This is a genomic window from Pseudomonas sp. NPDC089530 (assembly GCF_050280705.1).
GTDB lineage: Bacteria > Pseudomonadota > Gammaproteobacteria > Pseudomonadales > Pseudomonadaceae > Aquipseudomonas.
Genome location: NZ_JBNNVU010000003.1, coordinates 59,188 through 75,877, shown reverse-complemented (window position 1 = coordinate 75,877; position 16,690 = coordinate 59,188). Strand labels below are relative to the sequence as shown.

The 16,690-nt window shown below is 65.3% G+C and carries 19 protein-coding genes and 1 pseudogene; 10 read left to right on the top strand and 10 right to left on the bottom strand.

Annotated features, from left to right (window positions below; translation table 11 throughout):
- Window positions 1-66: 66 nt before the first annotated feature.
- The 4 genes from ACQKQA_RS02265 to ACQKQA_RS02250 all read left to right on the top strand — a co-directional run bounded on the left by ACQKQA_RS02265 (window position 67) and on the right by ACQKQA_RS02250 (window position 3,166).
- Complete coding sequence (locus tag ACQKQA_RS02265; protein WP_427553054.1) at window positions 67-804, top strand: DUF533 domain-containing protein; 738 nt, start codon at window positions 67-69, stop codon at window positions 802-804.
- Window positions 805-894: 90 nt separating this feature from the next.
- Window positions 895-1,503, top strand: coding sequence for a hypothetical protein (locus ACQKQA_RS02260; protein WP_427553052.1), 609 nt, complete (start codon window positions 895-897; stop codon window positions 1,501-1,503).
- Between the two features lie 146 nt (window positions 1,504-1,649).
- A complete protein-coding gene (locus tag ACQKQA_RS02255; protein ID WP_427553050.1) occupies window positions 1,650-2,183 on the top strand; it encodes a DUF3087 domain-containing protein in 534 nt (177 codons plus the stop codon).
- A 197-nt stretch (window positions 2,184-2,380) separates the two neighbouring features.
- Window positions 2,381-3,166: a sulfite exporter TauE/SafE family protein gene (locus ACQKQA_RS02250; protein WP_427553048.1), complete on the top strand. Its 786-nt coding sequence runs from the start codon at window positions 2,381-2,383 to the stop codon at window positions 3,164-3,166.
- Window positions 3,167-3,424: 258 nt separating this feature from the next.
- On the opposite strand, the gene ACQKQA_RS02245 is transcribed toward ACQKQA_RS02250, so the two are convergent.
- Window positions 3,425-3,688: a short-chain dehydrogenase gene (locus ACQKQA_RS02245; RefSeq protein ID WP_427553046.1), complete on the bottom strand. Its 264-nt coding sequence runs from the start codon at window positions 3,686-3,688 to the stop codon at window positions 3,425-3,427.
- A gap of 447 nt (window positions 3,689-4,135) precedes the next feature.
- Here ACQKQA_RS02245 and ACQKQA_RS02240 point away from each other — a divergent pair.
- Window positions 4,136-4,297 (top strand): annotated as a pseudogene (locus ACQKQA_RS02240) (PAAR domain-containing protein); the annotation flags it as partial.
- Window positions 4,294-4,692, top strand: coding sequence for a hypothetical protein (locus ACQKQA_RS02235; RefSeq protein WP_427553044.1), 399 nt, complete (start codon window positions 4,294-4,296; stop codon window positions 4,690-4,692). The pseudogene ACQKQA_RS02240 and the gene ACQKQA_RS02235, both read left to right, overlap by 4 nt.
- 89 nt (window positions 4,693-4,781) lie before the next feature.
- On the opposite strand, the gene ACQKQA_RS02230 is transcribed toward ACQKQA_RS02235, so the two are convergent.
- Window positions 4,782-5,336, bottom strand: a complete 555-nt coding sequence (locus tag ACQKQA_RS02230) for a UPF0149 family protein (protein WP_427553042.1) — start codon at window positions 5,334-5,336, stop codon at window positions 4,782-4,784.
- A gap of 133 nt (window positions 5,337-5,469) precedes the next feature.
- Window positions 5,470-6,660, bottom strand: coding sequence for a class C beta-lactamase (gene ampC, locus ACQKQA_RS02225; protein WP_427553040.1), 1,191 nt, complete (start codon window positions 6,658-6,660; stop codon window positions 5,470-5,472).
- A 181-nt stretch (window positions 6,661-6,841) separates the two neighbouring features.
- Between ampC and ACQKQA_RS02220 the strand changes: the two genes are divergently transcribed.
- The 3 genes from ACQKQA_RS02220 to ACQKQA_RS02210 all read left to right on the top strand — a co-directional run bounded on the left by ACQKQA_RS02220 (window position 6,842) and on the right by ACQKQA_RS02210 (window position 9,338).
- Window positions 6,842-7,720 carry a LysR family transcriptional regulator gene (locus ACQKQA_RS02220; RefSeq protein WP_427553038.1) on the top strand — a complete coding sequence of 293 codons (879 nt, stop codon included), beginning with the start codon at window positions 6,842-6,844 and terminating at the stop codon, window positions 7,718-7,720.
- 98 nt (window positions 7,721-7,818) lie between these two features.
- On the top strand, window positions 7,819-8,547 hold the full coding sequence (locus ACQKQA_RS02215; protein ID WP_427553035.1) for a helix-turn-helix transcriptional regulator: 729 nt from the start codon (window positions 7,819-7,821) through the stop codon (window positions 8,545-8,547).
- A 5-nt stretch (window positions 8,548-8,552) separates the two neighbouring features.
- The gene (locus tag ACQKQA_RS02210; protein ID WP_427553033.1) at window positions 8,553-9,338 is read left to right on the top strand and encodes a PhzF family phenazine biosynthesis protein; all 786 of its coding nucleotides are present in this window, start codon (window positions 8,553-8,555) and stop codon (window positions 9,336-9,338) included.
- 85 nt (window positions 9,339-9,423) lie between these two features.
- Here ACQKQA_RS02210 and ACQKQA_RS02205 read toward each other — a convergent pair whose 3' ends face one another.
- Both ACQKQA_RS02205 and ACQKQA_RS02200 read right to left on the bottom strand, forming a co-directional pair.
- Window positions 9,424-9,909 (bottom strand): YybH family protein, encoded by a 486-nt coding sequence (locus ACQKQA_RS02205; protein ID WP_427553030.1) that lies wholly within the window; start codon window positions 9,907-9,909, stop codon window positions 9,424-9,426.
- A gap of 27 nt (window positions 9,910-9,936) precedes the next feature.
- The gene (locus ACQKQA_RS02200) at window positions 9,937-10,923 is read right to left on the bottom strand and encodes a zinc-binding dehydrogenase (protein ID WP_427553028.1); all 987 of its coding nucleotides are present in this window, start codon (window positions 10,921-10,923) and stop codon (window positions 9,937-9,939) included.
- A 134-nt stretch (window positions 10,924-11,057) separates the two neighbouring features.
- On the opposite strand from ACQKQA_RS02200, the gene ACQKQA_RS02195 reads away from it, so the two are divergent.
- Window positions 11,058-11,993 (top strand): LysR family transcriptional regulator, encoded by a 936-nt coding sequence (locus ACQKQA_RS02195; RefSeq protein ID WP_427553026.1) that lies wholly within the window; start codon window positions 11,058-11,060, stop codon window positions 11,991-11,993.
- Here ACQKQA_RS02195 and ACQKQA_RS02190 read toward each other — a convergent pair.
- The 5 genes from ACQKQA_RS02190 to ACQKQA_RS02170 form a co-directional block, all read right to left on the bottom strand.
- Window positions 11,943-12,533 (bottom strand): TetR/AcrR family transcriptional regulator, encoded by a 591-nt coding sequence (locus ACQKQA_RS02190; RefSeq protein ID WP_427553024.1) that lies wholly within the window; start codon window positions 12,531-12,533, stop codon window positions 11,943-11,945. The genes ACQKQA_RS02195 and ACQKQA_RS02190 overlap by 51 nt on opposite strands.
- Window positions 12,530-13,063 carry a dihydrofolate reductase family protein gene (locus tag ACQKQA_RS02185; protein WP_427553022.1) on the bottom strand — a complete coding sequence of 178 codons (534 nt, stop codon included), beginning with the start codon at window positions 13,061-13,063 and terminating at the stop codon, window positions 12,530-12,532. The genes ACQKQA_RS02190 and ACQKQA_RS02185 overlap by 4 nt, the downstream gene beginning before the upstream one ends.
- Window positions 13,064-13,408: 345 nt before the next feature.
- A complete protein-coding gene (locus tag ACQKQA_RS02180; protein ID WP_427553020.1) occupies window positions 13,409-14,032 on the bottom strand; it encodes a dihydrofolate reductase family protein in 624 nt (207 codons plus the stop codon).
- A gap of 195 nt (window positions 14,033-14,227) precedes the next feature.
- Window positions 14,228-14,527 (bottom strand): hypothetical protein, encoded by a 300-nt coding sequence (locus ACQKQA_RS02175; protein WP_427553018.1) that lies wholly within the window; start codon window positions 14,525-14,527, stop codon window positions 14,228-14,230.
- Window positions 14,528-14,674: 147 nt separating this feature from the next.
- Window positions 14,675-16,399: an amidase gene (locus ACQKQA_RS02170; RefSeq protein WP_427553016.1), complete on the bottom strand. Its 1,725-nt coding sequence runs from the start codon at window positions 16,397-16,399 to the stop codon at window positions 14,675-14,677.
- Window positions 16,400-16,690 lie beyond the last annotated feature (291 nt).

The following is a 16,690-nucleotide window of genomic DNA, read 5'->3' as shown; positions in this document are numbered from 1 at the left end:
GTTGGCGCAATCCGTGGCGAAGACTATTGTTGGGAATCTGAATAACTGCCCGAAGAGAGCAATGCCATGAACACCAGTGATTTGCTTGAACAGTTGCTGCGCGCCGGCCAGGCCTCGATGACGCAGCAGGGTGGCGGGGCTTCAGCGCCGCAGGACGGCCTGGGCGGCTTGCTCGGTGGCCTGCTTGGCGGCAACAGTGGCGGCGGTGGCGCGGGTGGTCTGGGCGGCGGCCTCGGCGGTCTGCTCGGCGGCTTGCTGGGAGGCGGTGGCCTGGGCGGCGCGCTTTCCGGTGGGGGGCTTCAGGGCCGCTCCGGCGGTGGCACGAACTACGCGGCGCTGGCGTCCCTGGGGATGATGGCGTTCCAGGCTTATCAGGCCTGGCAACAGCAGCAGTCGGCCGCGCCACAGGCGGTGCGTACCGTCGACCAGTTGGCCGGCCCGGAAGCCGAAGAACACAGCCATGCGATCCTGCGTGCCCTGATCGCCGCGGCCAAGGCCGATGGCCGTATCGACGAACAGGAAAAACAACTGATCAGCGCCGAGATCGGCCGTCACACCGATGACCCGCAATTGCAGCAATGGCTCGACGACGAAGTCGCGCGTCCGCTGGACGCCGCCGACGTGGCCCAATCGGCCGCGGGCGAGCCGGGCATGGCGGCGGAAATGTACCTGGCCAGCGTGATGCTGGTGGACGATCAACAGGACGCTGAACGCAATTACCTGGACGAGTTGGCCGCGGCCCTGCAGATCGACCCCGAGCTGCAATTGCACCTGGAACAGCAGGCCAAGGGCGGGACAGCTTGACGAACGCGGGCCGGCCCCGGGCGGGGCCGGTCCAGCGCCAGTAACGGAAGTGCGGCAACAGGGATATTCATCTTCAAGGAGCGATACGCCATGAGTTCACTCAATCGGGAGCTGCCTGACATCTTCAGGCAATCGGTATTTTTCAGGGCGCAGGACGTCTATCACCCGTACATGGACTGGCAGACGCTGGTCCACGACTTCTACCCCGACTCGCTGCTGGAGCTGACCCAGACGCAATCCAATATCACCGCGTCCTTTTACGGCCAGATGCTCAAGCAGGCCGGCGAGCTGTTTGGCCTGGAGCGCATGCAGGAGCTGTCCAGCCGGACCTTCTACCAGCATGGCAAAAGCCTGGCGCAGCGCCACATGGCTAGGAAACCCGAGCTGGAGCGCAATGCCCGGGGCATCACCACGCTGGTGCTCGCGGCGATCTTCACCTCCAACCCGGAATTCCGTTTCGAGATCCTGCAATTCGACGCCGGGCATGCTCGCATCCGCATGACCGGCGTCGACCGCTACCACCGCATCACCCACGCCCTGGGCATCGACCAGTACCTGCAATGGCCGGTGAATGGCGACTTTTTCACCGGATTGCGCGACGAGCTGGGGCTGACCGAGCTGTACGCCATCAGCCAGCAGCTCAAGTACCTGGATGAAAGCAGTCGCTGCGATTACGAGATCGATATCCGCGCGATCTGAGAGGGGCGAAGTACCAGGCCACCCGCAGCGCTGCGGGTGGCGCCAGCAATGGCGAGGTGGATTGTCGCAGCGCGGATTTATTCGCCATCTCCGGGCGTCGGAGAGGTGATAATGGCCGACCTGTCCGCCACCCAAGCGTCGTGACCATGTTCGAGATCCAGCCGCAGAGCCCTGAGAGTTTTCGTCAGCAGACCCGCCGCAGCACCCTGTACATCGCCCTGATCTTTCTGTCGCTGGCCATGCTGCTGTCCAGCGCCGCGGTGCTGCTGTTCGGCACGCCGGGCGGCGACAACTTCCGCCTGAATGTCGCGGGCGTACTGGCCGGCCTGCTGCTGAGCATCGCGTTGATGCGGCTGCGCTTCTGGTCGCAACCGTGGATGGCCGCGGCGGTCTATGGCTGGCAGCTCAAGCGCAGCCTGATGAGCGTGACCAACGTCATGCACCACGTCACCGCCGGCGTCGAGGCCGGGGACCCGACGGCGATGAAACTGCTGCGCTTCTATCACCTGGGCCTGACCCAGATGCATCAGCTGGATGCCAACTCCAGCGCTTTGAGCCAGGCGGTGCACGAGATCGACCGGCACAAGGAACGCATGGAAGCCCTGGGTATGGACACTGAGCAGAATCGCCTGAACCCGGACTGGATCGAGGCGGTAAAGCGGATTGCAGTAAAAAAATGACCGGCGACCGGGCCGTCTTCGACGCGGTGCTGGCATGTGCCGGGTGCATGAAATCAAGGATCGGCATGCGCCGAGCACATTGATAAGCGCCATGGAGTTATAACGTTAGATTTTATTCATATAAATGGACATAAGCATTAGCGCTATGCTGCCGCCAGTTTTTTCACCTGGCCGCGGTTGATGCGTAGGGCTTATTGATGGATGTGGGTAATTTCGGTTTTGTAATCGCGGGCCTGGTGGTGGGTTTCATTGTCGGTATGACGGGGGTCGGCGGCGGTTCGCTGATGACCCCGATCCTGCTGTGGTTCGGCATCAATCCGGCGACCGCTGTCGGCACCGACCTGCTGTACGCCGCCATCACCAAATCCGGCGGGGTGCTGGTCCATCAGAAAAACCGCAACATCGACTGGAGGATCACCGGCTGGCTGACCCTGGGCAGCGTTCCGGCAGTGCTCCTGACCCTGTGGTTTCTCAAGAGCCTGGACACCGATCCGCAAGCGCTGAACAGCGTAATCAAGCAGGCACTGGGTTTTGTCCTGCTGCTCACCGCGCTGGCAATCCTGTTCAAGAAAAAGCTGCTGGCCTTCGCCCAGAAGCATGCCGGCGACCACTACCACCTCAAGGACTCCAACCTCAACGCGCTGACGGTGGTCACCGGGCTGATCCTGGGCACCATGGTCGCCCTGACCTCCATCGGCGCCGGGGCCCTGGGCACCGTGGCGCTGTTCATCCTCTATCCGTTCCTGGCCACCAAGCGCCTGGTGGGCACTGAAATCGCCCACGCCGTGCCGCTGACCCTGGTCGCCGGCCTGGGCCATGCCAGCATGGGCAACATGGACTGGCAGCTGCTGGGCTTTCTACTGATGGGCTCGCTGCCGGGGATCTGGCTCGGCAGCCACATGACCGGCCGCGTCTCGGACGAACTGCTGCGGCCGTTCCTGGCGGTGATGCTGTTTTCCATCGGCTACAAACTGGCGTTCTGAACCGCGGCTCGCGGGTCCGCCAAAAAGCCTCCTTCGGGAGGCTTTTACGTCTTTGCAGCGTTCCCCGCGATCCAATACCGACCCCTGTAGCCGCTGCCGAGCCCGCGAGGCTGCGAACGAGCGCGCAGCGCTCGCCAGGCAGGCGACGCAATTTTCCAGATGGATTGCGCCGTCAGGCTTTGCGACTGCTTCGCAGTCGAGCGCAGCCTCGCAGGCTCGGCAGCGGCTACAGGTTTTGCGCAGTGCTTCCAGAAGGCATCAGGCCTGCAGGCGCCAGCCCATGACGTCGAGCAGGTCGCAGCTGTCGCGCAGGAGGATGGCGCTGGCGCGGGCCAGGTGTTGCAGGTCGGTGCCGTCGGCGTCTTTCAGTTCAAGACGGGAAAGACTTTCCAGCACCTGGGTGACGGCCAGCAGGCGGGCGCTACTGTGGGCGTGGAGGACGTCGAGTGGTGTGTTTTTGTCGATCAGCAGGCAGGGGATGGTGCAGTCGATGCCGGTGATGGGAATGTATTGCGAGTTCATGGGATGACTCCTTTGCAGATGAGAGGAGCTGCCTGTCGTCGCCAAACGAAAGGTGGCAGCTGTACGCAGGTTGGCGAACCGACCATCCACAAATCGGCAGATCAGAAGATCTCCCGCGCACAGCCGCCATGAAAGATCGCCGCGAACATAAAGTCTCGACGGCAACGATTGCAAGCATGACGGCTTGTCGATGGATAGCCAGGTCGCCAAACCCGGTCGCCTCGATGGGCGAGCCAGGACTATAAGGCGCAGGCTCCGGCGCGAACTAGTCAGCGCTTTCTGCAAATTGTGTAGGGCTAGTCGCGCCCTGATCCTGATTTGCACAAGCGTCCTGCATCGTTATTTATGGGCGGTTCGAAGGCGCCGTTTTTTTCAGGATCGCCTGATTCAGTCGTCTGATGCGTGTCGTTAGGTTCGAGGGCCCATCCCTCACCAGGAACGTACGCCATGGCCTTTGTCATCAGAGAAGGCGACCCCACCACAACCGGCGGCAAGGTCATTGCTGGGTCAAGCACCAGCTTTGTCGTGAATCAACGGGTCGCCCGCATTGCCGATCCGGTCTGGTGCCCGGTGTGCCAGACGGTGGGGTTTGAAGGAGGAACGATATGGTAATCACGGCGGCTCATATCGTGTTGGGTATTTTTATTGGAATAACGTTTATCGGTATGTTCGCCATGATCGGTGTTTATCTGTATTGGGGGTATACCCGTATAAGTGAAATGCTCGGATATGTTAAGAATTGCCAGATGATAACCGGCAACAGGTTTTATCTGCATATGGGGACGTGGGGCCGGATCATGATGGTGGGGGTAGTGGCGGGCTACCTGGCTTTTCCGGGATTTTTCATCAGAAGAGGGCTGTTGGATGCCGATGAGATAAACAACTTTCCTCAACCGCTTAAAAGAAGATTGATTGTTTCGCACTACATTATGGGTGGTCTTTTGGTGGTACTTGTTATGGAGTCTGTGGCCGTGATGGTGATCAGGCGCTGGCCCTTAATGTAAGTGAGCTCTTAGTTGCCGTCTTCTTATCTCGGCGTTTATGCGGTCGAGAACCGAGAGAGCAGGCCTCGGCCTGCCCCCCAACCCCTGTATCAACGTTGTGCTACCCAATAATCATGCAGCGCCCGCGCGGCCTGTTCGACATTGGCGACGTTTTGTTGGTGTTGCGCACGATCGAGGTCGGCCGGCAGTTCGAAGTTGTCCTGTTCGGCGCAGGTGATGATGGTTTGCAACTGGGCGCCCTGGGCGGCGGGCAGTTCGGGCCAGTTGCTCACGGCCATGGCGCGGATGTAACCGAAGCACCATTCCTCCGCCAGCGTCAGCGGCTGGTCCTGATGCTCGGTCTCTTCGAAGCGCGGCTGGAAGCTCGCCGGGTCGCTGGCCAGCGCGCTGGCGATGGCGTTCAGGTGGCGCACGCTCAGCTCGATAAAGCGTTTGCATTCGTCCGGGCTCTGCCAGTCCGGGTTCTGCCCGCCCCAGATGGCCGGGAACCATTCGGTGATATCCACCGGGGCCGGGCCGGAGACCAGGGCGGTGCAGAAACCGTCCAGCTCGGCCAGGTTGAGCACGGAGTGGTCGTCGCCGTACTTGAGCAGGGTGTCTTCGATGAATTCGAACTCGGCGGCGCTGAGTGGCTGATTGTGCATGGACGGCTTCCTTGGAAAAGCACGCGCCCCAGGTGGGGCGCGGGAAAAGACGCGGAGGATGGCGCGTTCCGCCGGTTTTATCCAGCGCCGATCATCGTGGCCGGGCGAGCCTCGCGCCCGGCCAGCCGTTTCCTCAGGGTTGCTTGTCGGTACCGACTGTCCCATCCAGGGCGTCGAGCAAGGCATGGGCGACCTTCACCCGTTCGGCGTTGGGGTAGTTCTTGTTCGCCAGCAGCACCAGGCCGATGTCCTTGCCGGGCACGTACAGCACATAGCTGCCGAAGCCGCTGGTGGAGCCGGTCTTGTTCAGCAGGGTATTGGCCTGCGGCGCCTGGGGCGGGGTCAGCCAGCGGGTCGGGTGCGGCTCGAAGGCCATCTGCGACGAGTTGCCGTCCAGCAGCGCGTCCAGGCCGATCGGGTAGGGGTACAGCTCCCAGCCCAGGCCCTGGGTCATGCCCTCGACCTGGTAATAGCCGGTGTGGGTGAGGGCGATTGCCTGCTGCCAAGGCTGCGGCAGCGACTCGGGCTTGAGGTTGGCTTCGACGAAACGCAGCAGGTCGGCCGCGCTGGTCTTCACCCCGTAGGCTTCGGCGTCCAGGGCGCCGGGGCCGAGCCGCACCGGCTTGCCGTCCTTGCCGTAGCCCTGGGCGTAATTGCCCATTTGCGCGGCCGGGACCTGGAGATAGGTGTGCTTGAGGCCGAACTGCGGGAACAGGCGCTGCTCCATCAACTGGTTAAACGGCTGCCCCAGGCTTTGCGCGGCCAGGTAGCCGGACAGGCCGATACTCGGGTTCGAGTACAGGCGCTGGGCGCCGGGGGCATAGGCCGGTTTCCACTGCTGGTAATAGCCGAGCATCTTGTCCTGGCTGTCCCATTGCTCCGGGAACTGCAGCGGCAGGCCGCCGGCGCTGTAGGTGGCCAACTGCAGCACACTGATGTGATCGAAGGCGCTGCCCTGCAGTGCCGGCAGGTAGCGGCTGGCCGGGGCGTCCAGGGACAGCTTGCCGCTGGCCTGGGCGTAGGCCGCCAGGGTCGCGGTGAAGGTCTTGCTCACCGAACCGATCTCGAACAGCGTGTCCTGGTCGACGGCTTTCTGCTCCTCCTTGGAAGCCAGGCCGTAGTTGAAGTAATGGGGCTGGCCCTTGAGGGTGATGGCCACCGCCATGCCGGCGATGTCCTGTTGCTGCATCAGCGGGCGGATCGCGGCGTCGACCAGCGGCTTCAAGGTGCTGTCCGGCTGGCTGGCGGCGAGGCTGTTGGTGGCCGTGAAGATCAGCAGGGAGGCGGTGATAAACCCGGGAAGGGTCAAGTTTTTGTTGTGCATGATGAGGCGACATTCCATGATTTCGTGGAGAGGATAGCCACTGCGTTCCAGGCGGCTGTTGCCGGCGCCCGTGCTTGCGGTACTGCAGCACGGCGCGGCGAGGGGCTCAATGTAGGCGGCCGGCGAAGGATCGACAAACGACGATATTTCGCAGGAGCCATTAGAAAAACTAGGGAGTGTCATGATCCGACCCCATTTGCCGCTGAATGCCCTGCGGGCCTTCGAAGCCTCGGCGCGGCACCTGAGTTTTACCCGCGCCGCCATCGAGCTGTGCGTGACCCAGGCCGCGGTCAGCCATCAGGTGAAGAGCCTCGAGGCCCAGCTCAACGTCACCCTGTTCAAGCGCTTGCCCCGGGGGTTGATGCTCACCAGCGAGGGCGAGACCCTGCTGCCGGTGCTGTGCGAATGCTTCGACCGTATCGCCGAAACCCTTGGCCGCTTCGAGGGCGGGCACTACCGGGAAATGCTCAGCGTGGGCGCCGTCGGCACCTTCGCCGTCGGCTGGCTGCTGCCGCGCCTGGAGGACTTCCAGGCCCGTCATCCGTTTATCGACCTGCGCCTGTCGACCCATAACAACCGGGTCGATGTCGCCGCCGAAGGCCTGGACTATGCCATCCGTTTCGGCAGCGGGGCCTGGCACGGCACCGACGCCGTGCCGTTGCTGGAAGCGCCGCTGTCGGTGCTCTGCGTACCGGAGCTGGCGCGGCAGCTGAACGGCCCCGCCGACCTGCTGGGCCAGACCCTGCTGCGCTCCTATCGCACCGATGAGTGGCCGGAGTGGTTCAGCGCCGCCGGCCTGCCGGCCAGCAGCCTGCCGACGCGCAGCATCGTCTTCGACTCGTCCCTGGGCATGATGGAAGCCGCGCAGCAAGGCCTGGGCGTGGCCCTGGCGCCGCCGCTGATGTTCGAGCGGCAGTTGCAGGCCGGTAGCATCGTGCAGCCGTTCGCGGTGAGCATCACCACCGGCCGCTACTGGCTGACCCGCCTGCAATCCCGGGCGCAGAGCCCGGCGATGCTGGCGTTCAAGGAGTGGTTGCTGGCGACTGTGGAGCATGCTTGAGGGCGCTGCTGGTAGCAGGAATCGCCGAATATCAACATACAGTTGAATATTAAACGTTATGTTGATATTTTCCCCGGATTCCTTTTGCGTGAACCCCTATGAGCCCGCCCGACCTCCGCTTGCCAACCGAATGCGCCACCGAACGCCAACTGGTGTTCAAGGTGCTGCACAGCACCCTGAACATGCTCGGCAGCGTGGTCGGTCGGCATACCGAAATCGTCCTGCATGACCTGAGCCGCCCCGAGTCCTCCATCGTCGCCATCGTCAATGGCCACGTCACCGGGCGCCGGGTCGGTAGCCCGGTGCTGGGCGGGCCGCGGGAGGACCTGGGGTTCATCGCCGTGCGCCGGGCCATGGAAGACCGTTCCGGCAGCGAGCCGCTGGTGGTGGAGAACTACCCGACCCGCGCGCCCGACGGTCGTCCGCTGCGCAGCTCGACGGTGGTGTACCGCGACAGCCGCGGCGAGCCCTTCGCCACCCTGTGCACCAACGCCGACCTCAGCGGCATCGCCGCCGCCCACGCCTGCCTGGGGGAACTGCTGGGGCTGGGCGCCGCCCCCGAGCCGCGCGGCGACGAGCCCCAGGACATGGAGCAGTTGATGGCCGAGATCATTCAGGGTGCCTGCCCCGGCGGTACCGCGCTGATGAAGAAGCCCCAGAAGCTCGAGGCCGTGCGGCGGATGCAGGACCGCGGGCTGTTCATCGTCAAGGGCGGCATCGAGAAGGCCGCCGCGGCCCTGGGCGTCACCCGCTACACCATCTACAACTACCTGGACCAGATCCGGGCCACCGACCCCACCCCCCCACAACAATCCAACCAGGAGTGAACCCGATGCAGCTCGAAATCTTTCAGGTGGACGCGTTTTCCGCCACGCCTTTCGGCGGCAACCCGGCGGCGGTTTGCCCCCTGGACGCCTGGTTGCCCGACGCCACGCTGCAGCGTATCGCTGAAGAGAACAACCTGTCGGAAACCGCCTACTTCGTGCGCAACGGTGAGCTGTTCGAATTGCGCTGGTTCACCCCGACCGTGGAAGTGGACCTGTGCGGCCACGCCACCCTGGCGGCGGCCTGGGTGCTGTTCGAGCAACTGAACGAGCCCAGCGAACTGCTGCGCTTTCGCACCCGCAGCGGCGAATTGCGGGTGCGCCGCGACGGCCAGCGCCTGTCCATGGACTTCCCGGCCAAACAGCCCGTGGCCGTGGACATTCCGCCCGGCCTGTTGCAAGCCCTCGGCCTGCCACGCGCCGAAGCCCTGTACCGCACCGACGACTACCTGCTGGTGGTCGAGGACGAAGCGACGATCGCCCGCCTCAAGCCCGACTTCGCGGCGTTGGCCCGCTTCGATGTGCGCGGCATCGCCGTTACCGCGCCGGGCCGGCAGTTCGATTTCGTTTCCCGCTGGTTCGGCCCCAACGTCGGGGTCAACGAAGACCCGGTCACCGGCTCGGCCCACACCTCCCTGGCGCCGTACTGGGCCGCGCGCCTGGGCAAAACCCGGCTGAGCGCCGAGCAGGGCGGGGCGCGCAAGGGCCAGTTGTGGTGCGAGGTGCTGGACAACGGCCGGGTACTGATCAGCGGCCAGGGCGCGCTGTACCTGCGGGGCACGATCTTTATCTGAACTCCGATGCCGAGGGGCGCTGACCGCGCCCGCAAAAAAACACCCTGGACCTTTCGGCCAGGGTGTCGTTTTTCACGCGGGACGCTCACGGCGCAGCGGGAGGCTGGGTGGTGGAGAAGATGTAGCGTGCAAAGCGCCATTGACCATCGCTTTCCCGGTGCAGCAGGAACACCTCCTGGTTGCCTTCGGGGCGAGCCTGTTGGTTGCCGGCCAGGACCTTGACCGTGCCCTGGGAGCGGGTGCGGGCAAAGGCCCAGTCAGGCGCCAGCGGCTGGATCTCGTCGACGGTGAAACCGATGTCGAGTTTGATCTGGCCGAAGATCCGGCAATAGGCCGCGCGCACCGCGTCACGGCCGACCACTGGCTGGCTGTGCTGGGGCATGAACACTGCATCCTTGGCGTACAGGGTCATGACCTGGTCGACATCGGATGCGTTGAGCGCGGCCTCATAGCGCTTGAGTTGCTGGGTGACCTCGGCCTGCACCGCCTCCCTGGAGGCCGGGGTGGCGGCCTGGGCCGTCAAGGGCAGGACCAGGGCGCCGAGGACCAGGGCGATCACTGTGTTGCGCATGGCGATACTCCTGAAGGCTGGTGGGGGTCAGAGCAGGACGACCAGCTTGCCCAGGGCGCGATCGCTTTCCATCAGGCGGTGGGCCTGGCGGACTTCGTCGAAGGCGAAGGTGCGGGCGCGGATCGAGGGCATGCGCCGGGCGGCGACCTGCTCGGCGATCCACGGCAGCGGTGAGTCCTTCAAGGGCATGGCCGCCGTTCCCAGCAAACCGCTGGGGAAGAAGTTCAGGCGTACGGCGCCGGGCAGGTCCTGCATCAGGTGCAGCTGCTCCAGCACCGGCGCGCCGCCGAGCAGGCCGATAACACTGACTGCGCCGAAGGGGCGCACGGTCTTGAGGGTGTCGCGCAGGGTGGGCGCGCCGACCACTTCCAGGGCCGCATCGACGCCCGCGGGGACGATTTCGCGAATGCGCTGGGCGATCTCGCCGCTGTCGATCACCACCTGATCCGCGCCCACCTCCAGCAGGCGCTGGCTGTTGGCGGCGCTGCGGGTGGTCGCGATCACGCTCAAGCCACGGGCCTTGGCATAGGCGATGGCGGCCAGGCCCACCGAAGAAGTGCCGCCGCGAACCAGCAGGGTCTGGCCCGGTTGGATGGCCAGGCTCTTGTCCAGCGCGCCCCAGGTCGTCAGGTAGGCCTCCGGCAGCGCGGCCAGTTCTTCCCAGGAGAGCGAGGTGCCGTCCAGGGCGATCACGTTGTCACGCAGCACGGTGACCTGTTCGGCATAGCTGCCGTTGCGGCCGAACTGCATGCCGCCCATGGCGGTGGCCACGCGCTGGCCGATGTGGAAGATGCCGGCCGGGTCATGGATGACTTCGCCCACGGCCTCGATGCCGGGAACCCGTGGCGCGGTGATTTCACCCATCTTGCCGGCACGCAGGTAGGTTTCCGCGCGGTTCAGGCCGAACGCCCGGACACGGATCTGCACTTCGTCCGGCTTGGGTTCGGGGGACGGGACATCCCGCAGTTGCAGGGCTTGGGCATCACCGGGGTGTTCGATCACATAGGCTTTCATGGTCATTTCCTCAGGTGCGTGGCGGGTGGGTTGAGGAGCGTTTGCCAGGCAGTGAGGCCACTATCCACCAATCGAATATGGAAGATAATCCACGGGAAAGATAAGCTGGCTCTCAAAATTGAGAGGGGTGATCCATGGACTTCAATGCGGTGCGCATGTTTGTCAGCGTGGCTCAGGCCGGCAGCCTGTCGGCCGCGGCCGAGCGCCTGGACATCCCGCTGCCGACCCTGAGCCGGCGCATCCGCGAGCTGGAGCAGCAGTTGAAGGTGCAACTGCTGGAGCGATCGGTGCGCGGCACCCGGCTCACCGATTCCGGGGCGCGCCTGTACGAACACGCCAGCCGTGGCATCGAGGCGCTGATCGAGGGCGAGCAGGCGGTGATCAGCGATCAGGCGCAGCTCAAAGGGCGCTTGCGGCTGTCCTTGCCGCCGTCGTTCGAGCCCTGGTGGGAAGTCCTGGCGGCGTTCCAGCGCAGCTACCCGCAGATCCAGGTCTGCGTCTACACCACCGAGCGGCGCATCGACCTGATCGAGGACGGGGTGGATGTGGCGCTGCGGGTCGGCGCCATCACCCACGAGAGCATGGTCGCACGCCGCATGCTGAGCTACCGCCACATCCTGGTGGCCAGCCCGGCCCTGATAGAGCGGCTGGGCGCACCGGGCAGCGTCGCGGCGCTCCACGCTTATCCCTGCGCGATCTGGTGCCAGGGCGTTCATGCGACATGGCGGCTGGGCGAGGAGCTGTTCCAGCCCGAAGCGCTGCTGGCCACCAACGACTACCTGCACCTGCGCAGCCGGGCCCTGGCCGGCGATGTGGTCACGGAGCTGCCGCCGTTCCTGGCGGCCGGCGCGATCCGCGAAGGCAAGCTGCTGGCGCTGCTGCCCGAACACCCGCTGCCGGAACAGCAGATCCACCTGCTGTACCCGTCGCACCGCCACCCGTCCGCCATCGTGCGGGCCTACCTGGACTTCACGCAGGGCTACCTGGGCTATCTCGCCGAGGTGTCGTCCACGGCGGCGTCAGCCGTTGGACTGCAGCGGTACCTTATCGCTCCGGATCCGGGCCAATAACCGGTCCAGTGCCAGTGAGTACTGCGCTTGGAGCGACGCCTTGTCCACCTGCCCGCAAGCGGCCGAGGACAGCGCCAGCGCAATGCCGCAGCCATGGGCATGGTCGACCAGGATGTCCCGCCACAGGGACGGCTCGGGGGTGAGCGGCTCCAACAGCTCGGTCAGCCGATCGGAAATCTTGCGCGTTACCCCGGCGAAGGCTTGCGGCTCGGTGAAGATGGCCAGGGTCAGTTGCGGGTACCTGGCGACCGCACTGAAATAGCGGGTCAGCAGCAGGCGTAATGGCTCCGGTGAGTCGTCCGCCGGGTCGTTGTCGTGCGCGACGTCGCTGTACACCCGGTCCGAGATCTTGCGCAGCAGATCGACGCGATCCTCCACATGGTTGTAGAGGCTCATGGGCGTGACCCCCAGGCGCGATGCCAGGCTGCGCATCGTCAGTCCGGTATTCCCGCCGGCTTCCAGCAGGTCGAGCGCTGTATCGAGAATATCGGCCTGGCAAATCCCCTGGCCCTGGTTCGGCCGCCCGCGGGGCTTGCTCATGGGAGCACCCGGTAGGTGGATTGAACGACGCCGGAAACCGCAAAGCCGCGGCTGGCAACCAGCTTGAGCCGGATGTCCGCTGGCACGGTTCCGAACAAGGGTTTGCCTGCGCCGAGCAGGACCGGGATCGAGGTGATGACCAGGTCCTCGATCAACCCTTCACGCAGGAACGACTGGATCACTTGCCCGCCATCGACATAGACCCGGCGGACGTTCTGCTGGCCCAGCTCTTCCATCGCTTGCTTGGGCGTGAGTGCCGCGAACCGGACCTTGCCTTGCAGTGCCTCGGGCACCGGGGTTCCGGCCAGTTGCCGGGACAGGACAAGCACGGGGATGTCGTAGAGCCAGGATTCGAAGGTCACGACTTTCTCGTAGGTTCCTCGCCCCATCACGAGTATGTCGATGCCCGCGATGAAATCGTCATAGCCGAAATCCTCGACCGGTTCCAGCGGCAGCCAGTCGATGCCGCCATCCGGGCGCGCGATAAATCCGTCCAGGCTGGTGGCGATGAAGACATGAGCGGTGATCATGGGCGGGCTCCTTATAAATATACGGTGTATATATTGTTCCGAAGTCGCGCACGAGCGCAATGACCGGCGCTCTCCACGGGGGTGCGAATTTGCGGCTCCGGCCCCGCATCAATTTGAAATGCCCGGCATTGACCGACAGAATCGCGGCCCGAGCCGGCCACAGGTGCCGGACGTTCGTGGCGGGAAGGGGCTGCAGTTGAATCAACGGGCATTGTCCACGCGCGGCTGGACGATATCGGCTCGGATCACGGTTATCTGCCGGTGGCCCTAGTGCGAACCTGCTTGGGCTTCGCGCAGGGTTATCTCGCCGAGGTGTCGTCCACGGCGAGGCAAAGGGCTTGGCGGCTAGGCCTCGTCGAAGCTGCCCGTGCGCACCTGCCCGGCTCGCACATAACGGGTGAGCAGCACGCCGCTGGTGCTGGTGGTGCAGTCCGTCAGGGTGAAGGCCGACGGCTGCGCCGCGCCGTCGAACAGGCGCTTGCCATGGCCGAGCAGCACCGGGTGGATCATCAGCCGCAGTTCGTCCACCAACCCGGCGGCCAGCAGCTGGCGCACCAGCTCGCCGCTGCCCTGGGTCAGCAGCGGGGCGCCGTCCTGCTGCTTGAGGGTGCGTATGGCGTCGGCCAGATTGCCCGGCAGCCCATGGCTGTTATGCCAATCCAGCGTCTCGGGATGATGGGTGGCCACATGCTTGGGCACGCGGTTGAACACTTCGGCAATGGCGCCATTGCCGGAGTCGGCCTCAATGTGCGGCCAATACCCGGCGAAGATGTCGTAGGTGCGACGCCCCAGCAGCAGCTCGAAGGGCTGCGCGAACAGCGCCTGCATGACCTGGCCGAACACCTCGTCGGCGTAGGGCACCAGCCAGCCACCGAAGCGGAAACCGCCGCTGGTGTCTTCCCCGGGCCCGCCGGGGGCCTGAATCACGCCATCCAGACTGATGAACGCGGCAACGATAAGTGGGCGCATGGGGTCTCTCCTGGTTCGTTCGGGTCAAGGGTTCGTACAGGGATGCCTGCGAGCGGGGCTCGCAGATTCATTTTCTGATGGATAGTCGAACGGGCGGTCGGGAAATCGACAGGAGGACAGCTGGCGAATGCGCTTCGGGCGACAGGTCGATTGCGATCCTGTCTCAAGGCCGTGCCGCGGGGATGCGGGGCCGCCTCAGTTCTTGCACTTGGCCAATACCACCTGGCAGGTGCTTGGCGTGCCGCCGGAGCGGCCGGCGTAGCGGATGCAGTTGTCCATGGATTTCTGGCGCGCGATGCTCAGGGTGGAGCCCCAGGCCAGGCCGCCTTCGCCGACCGAGGGCAAGGCTTTGGCGTAGCAGTTGGAGCCGGCGTTCGCGGCCAGGTAGCGAGCCTTGGAGGCTTTGCTGGAACAGCCCGCCGTCAGCGCCAGGCCCATGGCGAGCAGGGTGAGCAGGGCCCATGACGAGTATGGGCGCGCGGTGTTTGCGGTCATCTTGTTTCCCCTGCTGCTAGAAGCTTGAAGCGTTTTGCCTGTGACCTGCTTAGTTTAGCCGCGGCCCATGGCGCAGGGCGATGGCGGCCATTTGGCAGCCATCGTCTTCAGCTGAGGACGGGGAGGCGGCACTTGCCGCCGTTGGCGTTATTGAGCGCTCACCTGCTGGCCGCCCAGGGCCGGGGTGCGCGGCGGGATCAGGCGCTTGCTGCCGGTGGACTCGTAGGCCGCGGCCAGGCGCAGTAGGGACGAGTCGTCGTAGGCGCGGCCGGCGAAGGTCAGGCCGATGGGCATGCCGATGTCCGCCATGACCCCCATTGGCACGGTGACCGTGGGCACGCCCAGGTGGCGGATGGCGAGGTTGCCGTTGGCGACCCAGATGCCGTTGCTCCAGGCAATGTCCGCGGAGGCCGGGTCGACATCGGCATTGGCCGGGCCGACGTCGGCCACGGTCGGGAACAGCACCGCGTCGAGGCCCAGGCGATCCATCCAGTCTTCCAGGTCGATCTTGCGGGTTTGCTCCAGGCCACGCAGCCCGTCCGGCACGGTGTCGATCCGGTCCCAGGGGGTGATGCCGCGCTCGGCCATCTTCACGTATTCGTCCATGCCGGCGGCCAGGTCGCCTTCGCGGTTGGGCAGGGTGCCCGGGTCGTGCGGGAAGATCAGCGGTCCGTTCACGTCGACCAGGCGATGGAGCTTCGGATCGCCGTTGGCCTGCAGGAAGTCGTCGAAGGCCCAGGCCGTCAGGTCCCACAGCTCATGGTGCAGGAACTCCTTGGACACCAGGCCGCGGTTGAACACCGTTGGCGCCCCCGGGCGATCGCCCTCGCAATTGGACACCAGCGGGAAGTCCACCTCGAGCACTTCGGCGCCCGCGGCTTCGAGGGCCTGGCGCGCCTGCTGCCAGAGCGCGATCACCGAGGCCCGGGTGTCGATGCGCTGGCCGGTCGGCCCGCCGATGCCCGGCGCTTCGCTGGTGCCCGCCTCGGGGTCGGCGTTGATGTACATGCGCGGTACGCCGAAACGCTTGCCGGCCAGTGCCGCGGCATTGGCGGCCAGTGCCGGGTAGGAGGCCGGGCGCACCGAGGCCACGCTGGGGATCGGCACCCAGGGTTGCAGGCGCCACAGGTCGCCGCGGGTGTCCGGGTCTTGCGCGACTACGACGTCCAGCACTTCGAGCAGGTCGGCCATGGTGCGGGCGTAGGGCACCACCACGTCCATGGTCGGAGTCAGCGGCCAGTTGCCGCGCACCGAGATCACCCCGCGCGACGGCGTGTAGGCGCACAAGCCGTTGTTCGAGGCCGGGCCGCGGCCGCTGGACCAGGTTTCCTCCGCCAGGCCGAAGGCGGCGAAGCTGGCGGCGGTGGCGGTACCCGCGCCGTTGGACGAGCCCGAGGCGAAGGGCGCGGTGAGGTAGTCGGCGTTGTAGGGGCTTTCCGCGCGGCCATAGACCCCGCGCTGCATGCCGCCGTTGGCCATAGGCGGCATATTGGTCTTGCCCAGGCAGATGGCGCCGGCAGCACGCAGCCGTTCGATGGTGAAGGCGTCGCGATAGGCGATCAGGTTGGCGAAGGCCGGGCTGCCGGAGGCGGCGGTGAGGCCCTTGACCAGGTAGCTGTCCTTGGCGGTGTAGGGAATGCCGTCCAGCGGCCCCAGGGTCTCACCTCGGGCCCGGCGGGCATCGGAAGCCCGGGCTTCTTCGAGCGCCTCGGGATTGCGCACGACGACGGCATTGAGGGCGGTGGGGGTGTCGGGGCCGTCGTAGGCGTCGATCCGGGCGAGATAGGCCCGGACCAGTTCGACCGCCGTGGTCTGGCCGGCTTCGAGCGCGGCCCGCAGTTGGGCAATGGAAACCTCGGTGACTTCGATCATGCTGCTACCGCCGGCTGCTGATGGGGGAGGGGGTGAAGGTGGCCATCACGCGGGATAGCGGATTGGGGCACATCGCGGATCTCAAAATGGGTTTTCATATCGGTTCTCGTTGCACGGCATGACGCGACAGGGCTGGGCTACAACCTGAACGGGGTATTTTGCACCAAGTCGTGGCACGGGCGCCGCTAAAGGTTGCGCCGCCCTTGTAGAACGGGGGGTTGGCGGCCGGCGCGGCCCCGGGCAAAGCCCGCTTGGCGCGCGGTGGTTGGCCACTCGGTCCTGGGTTAAAAA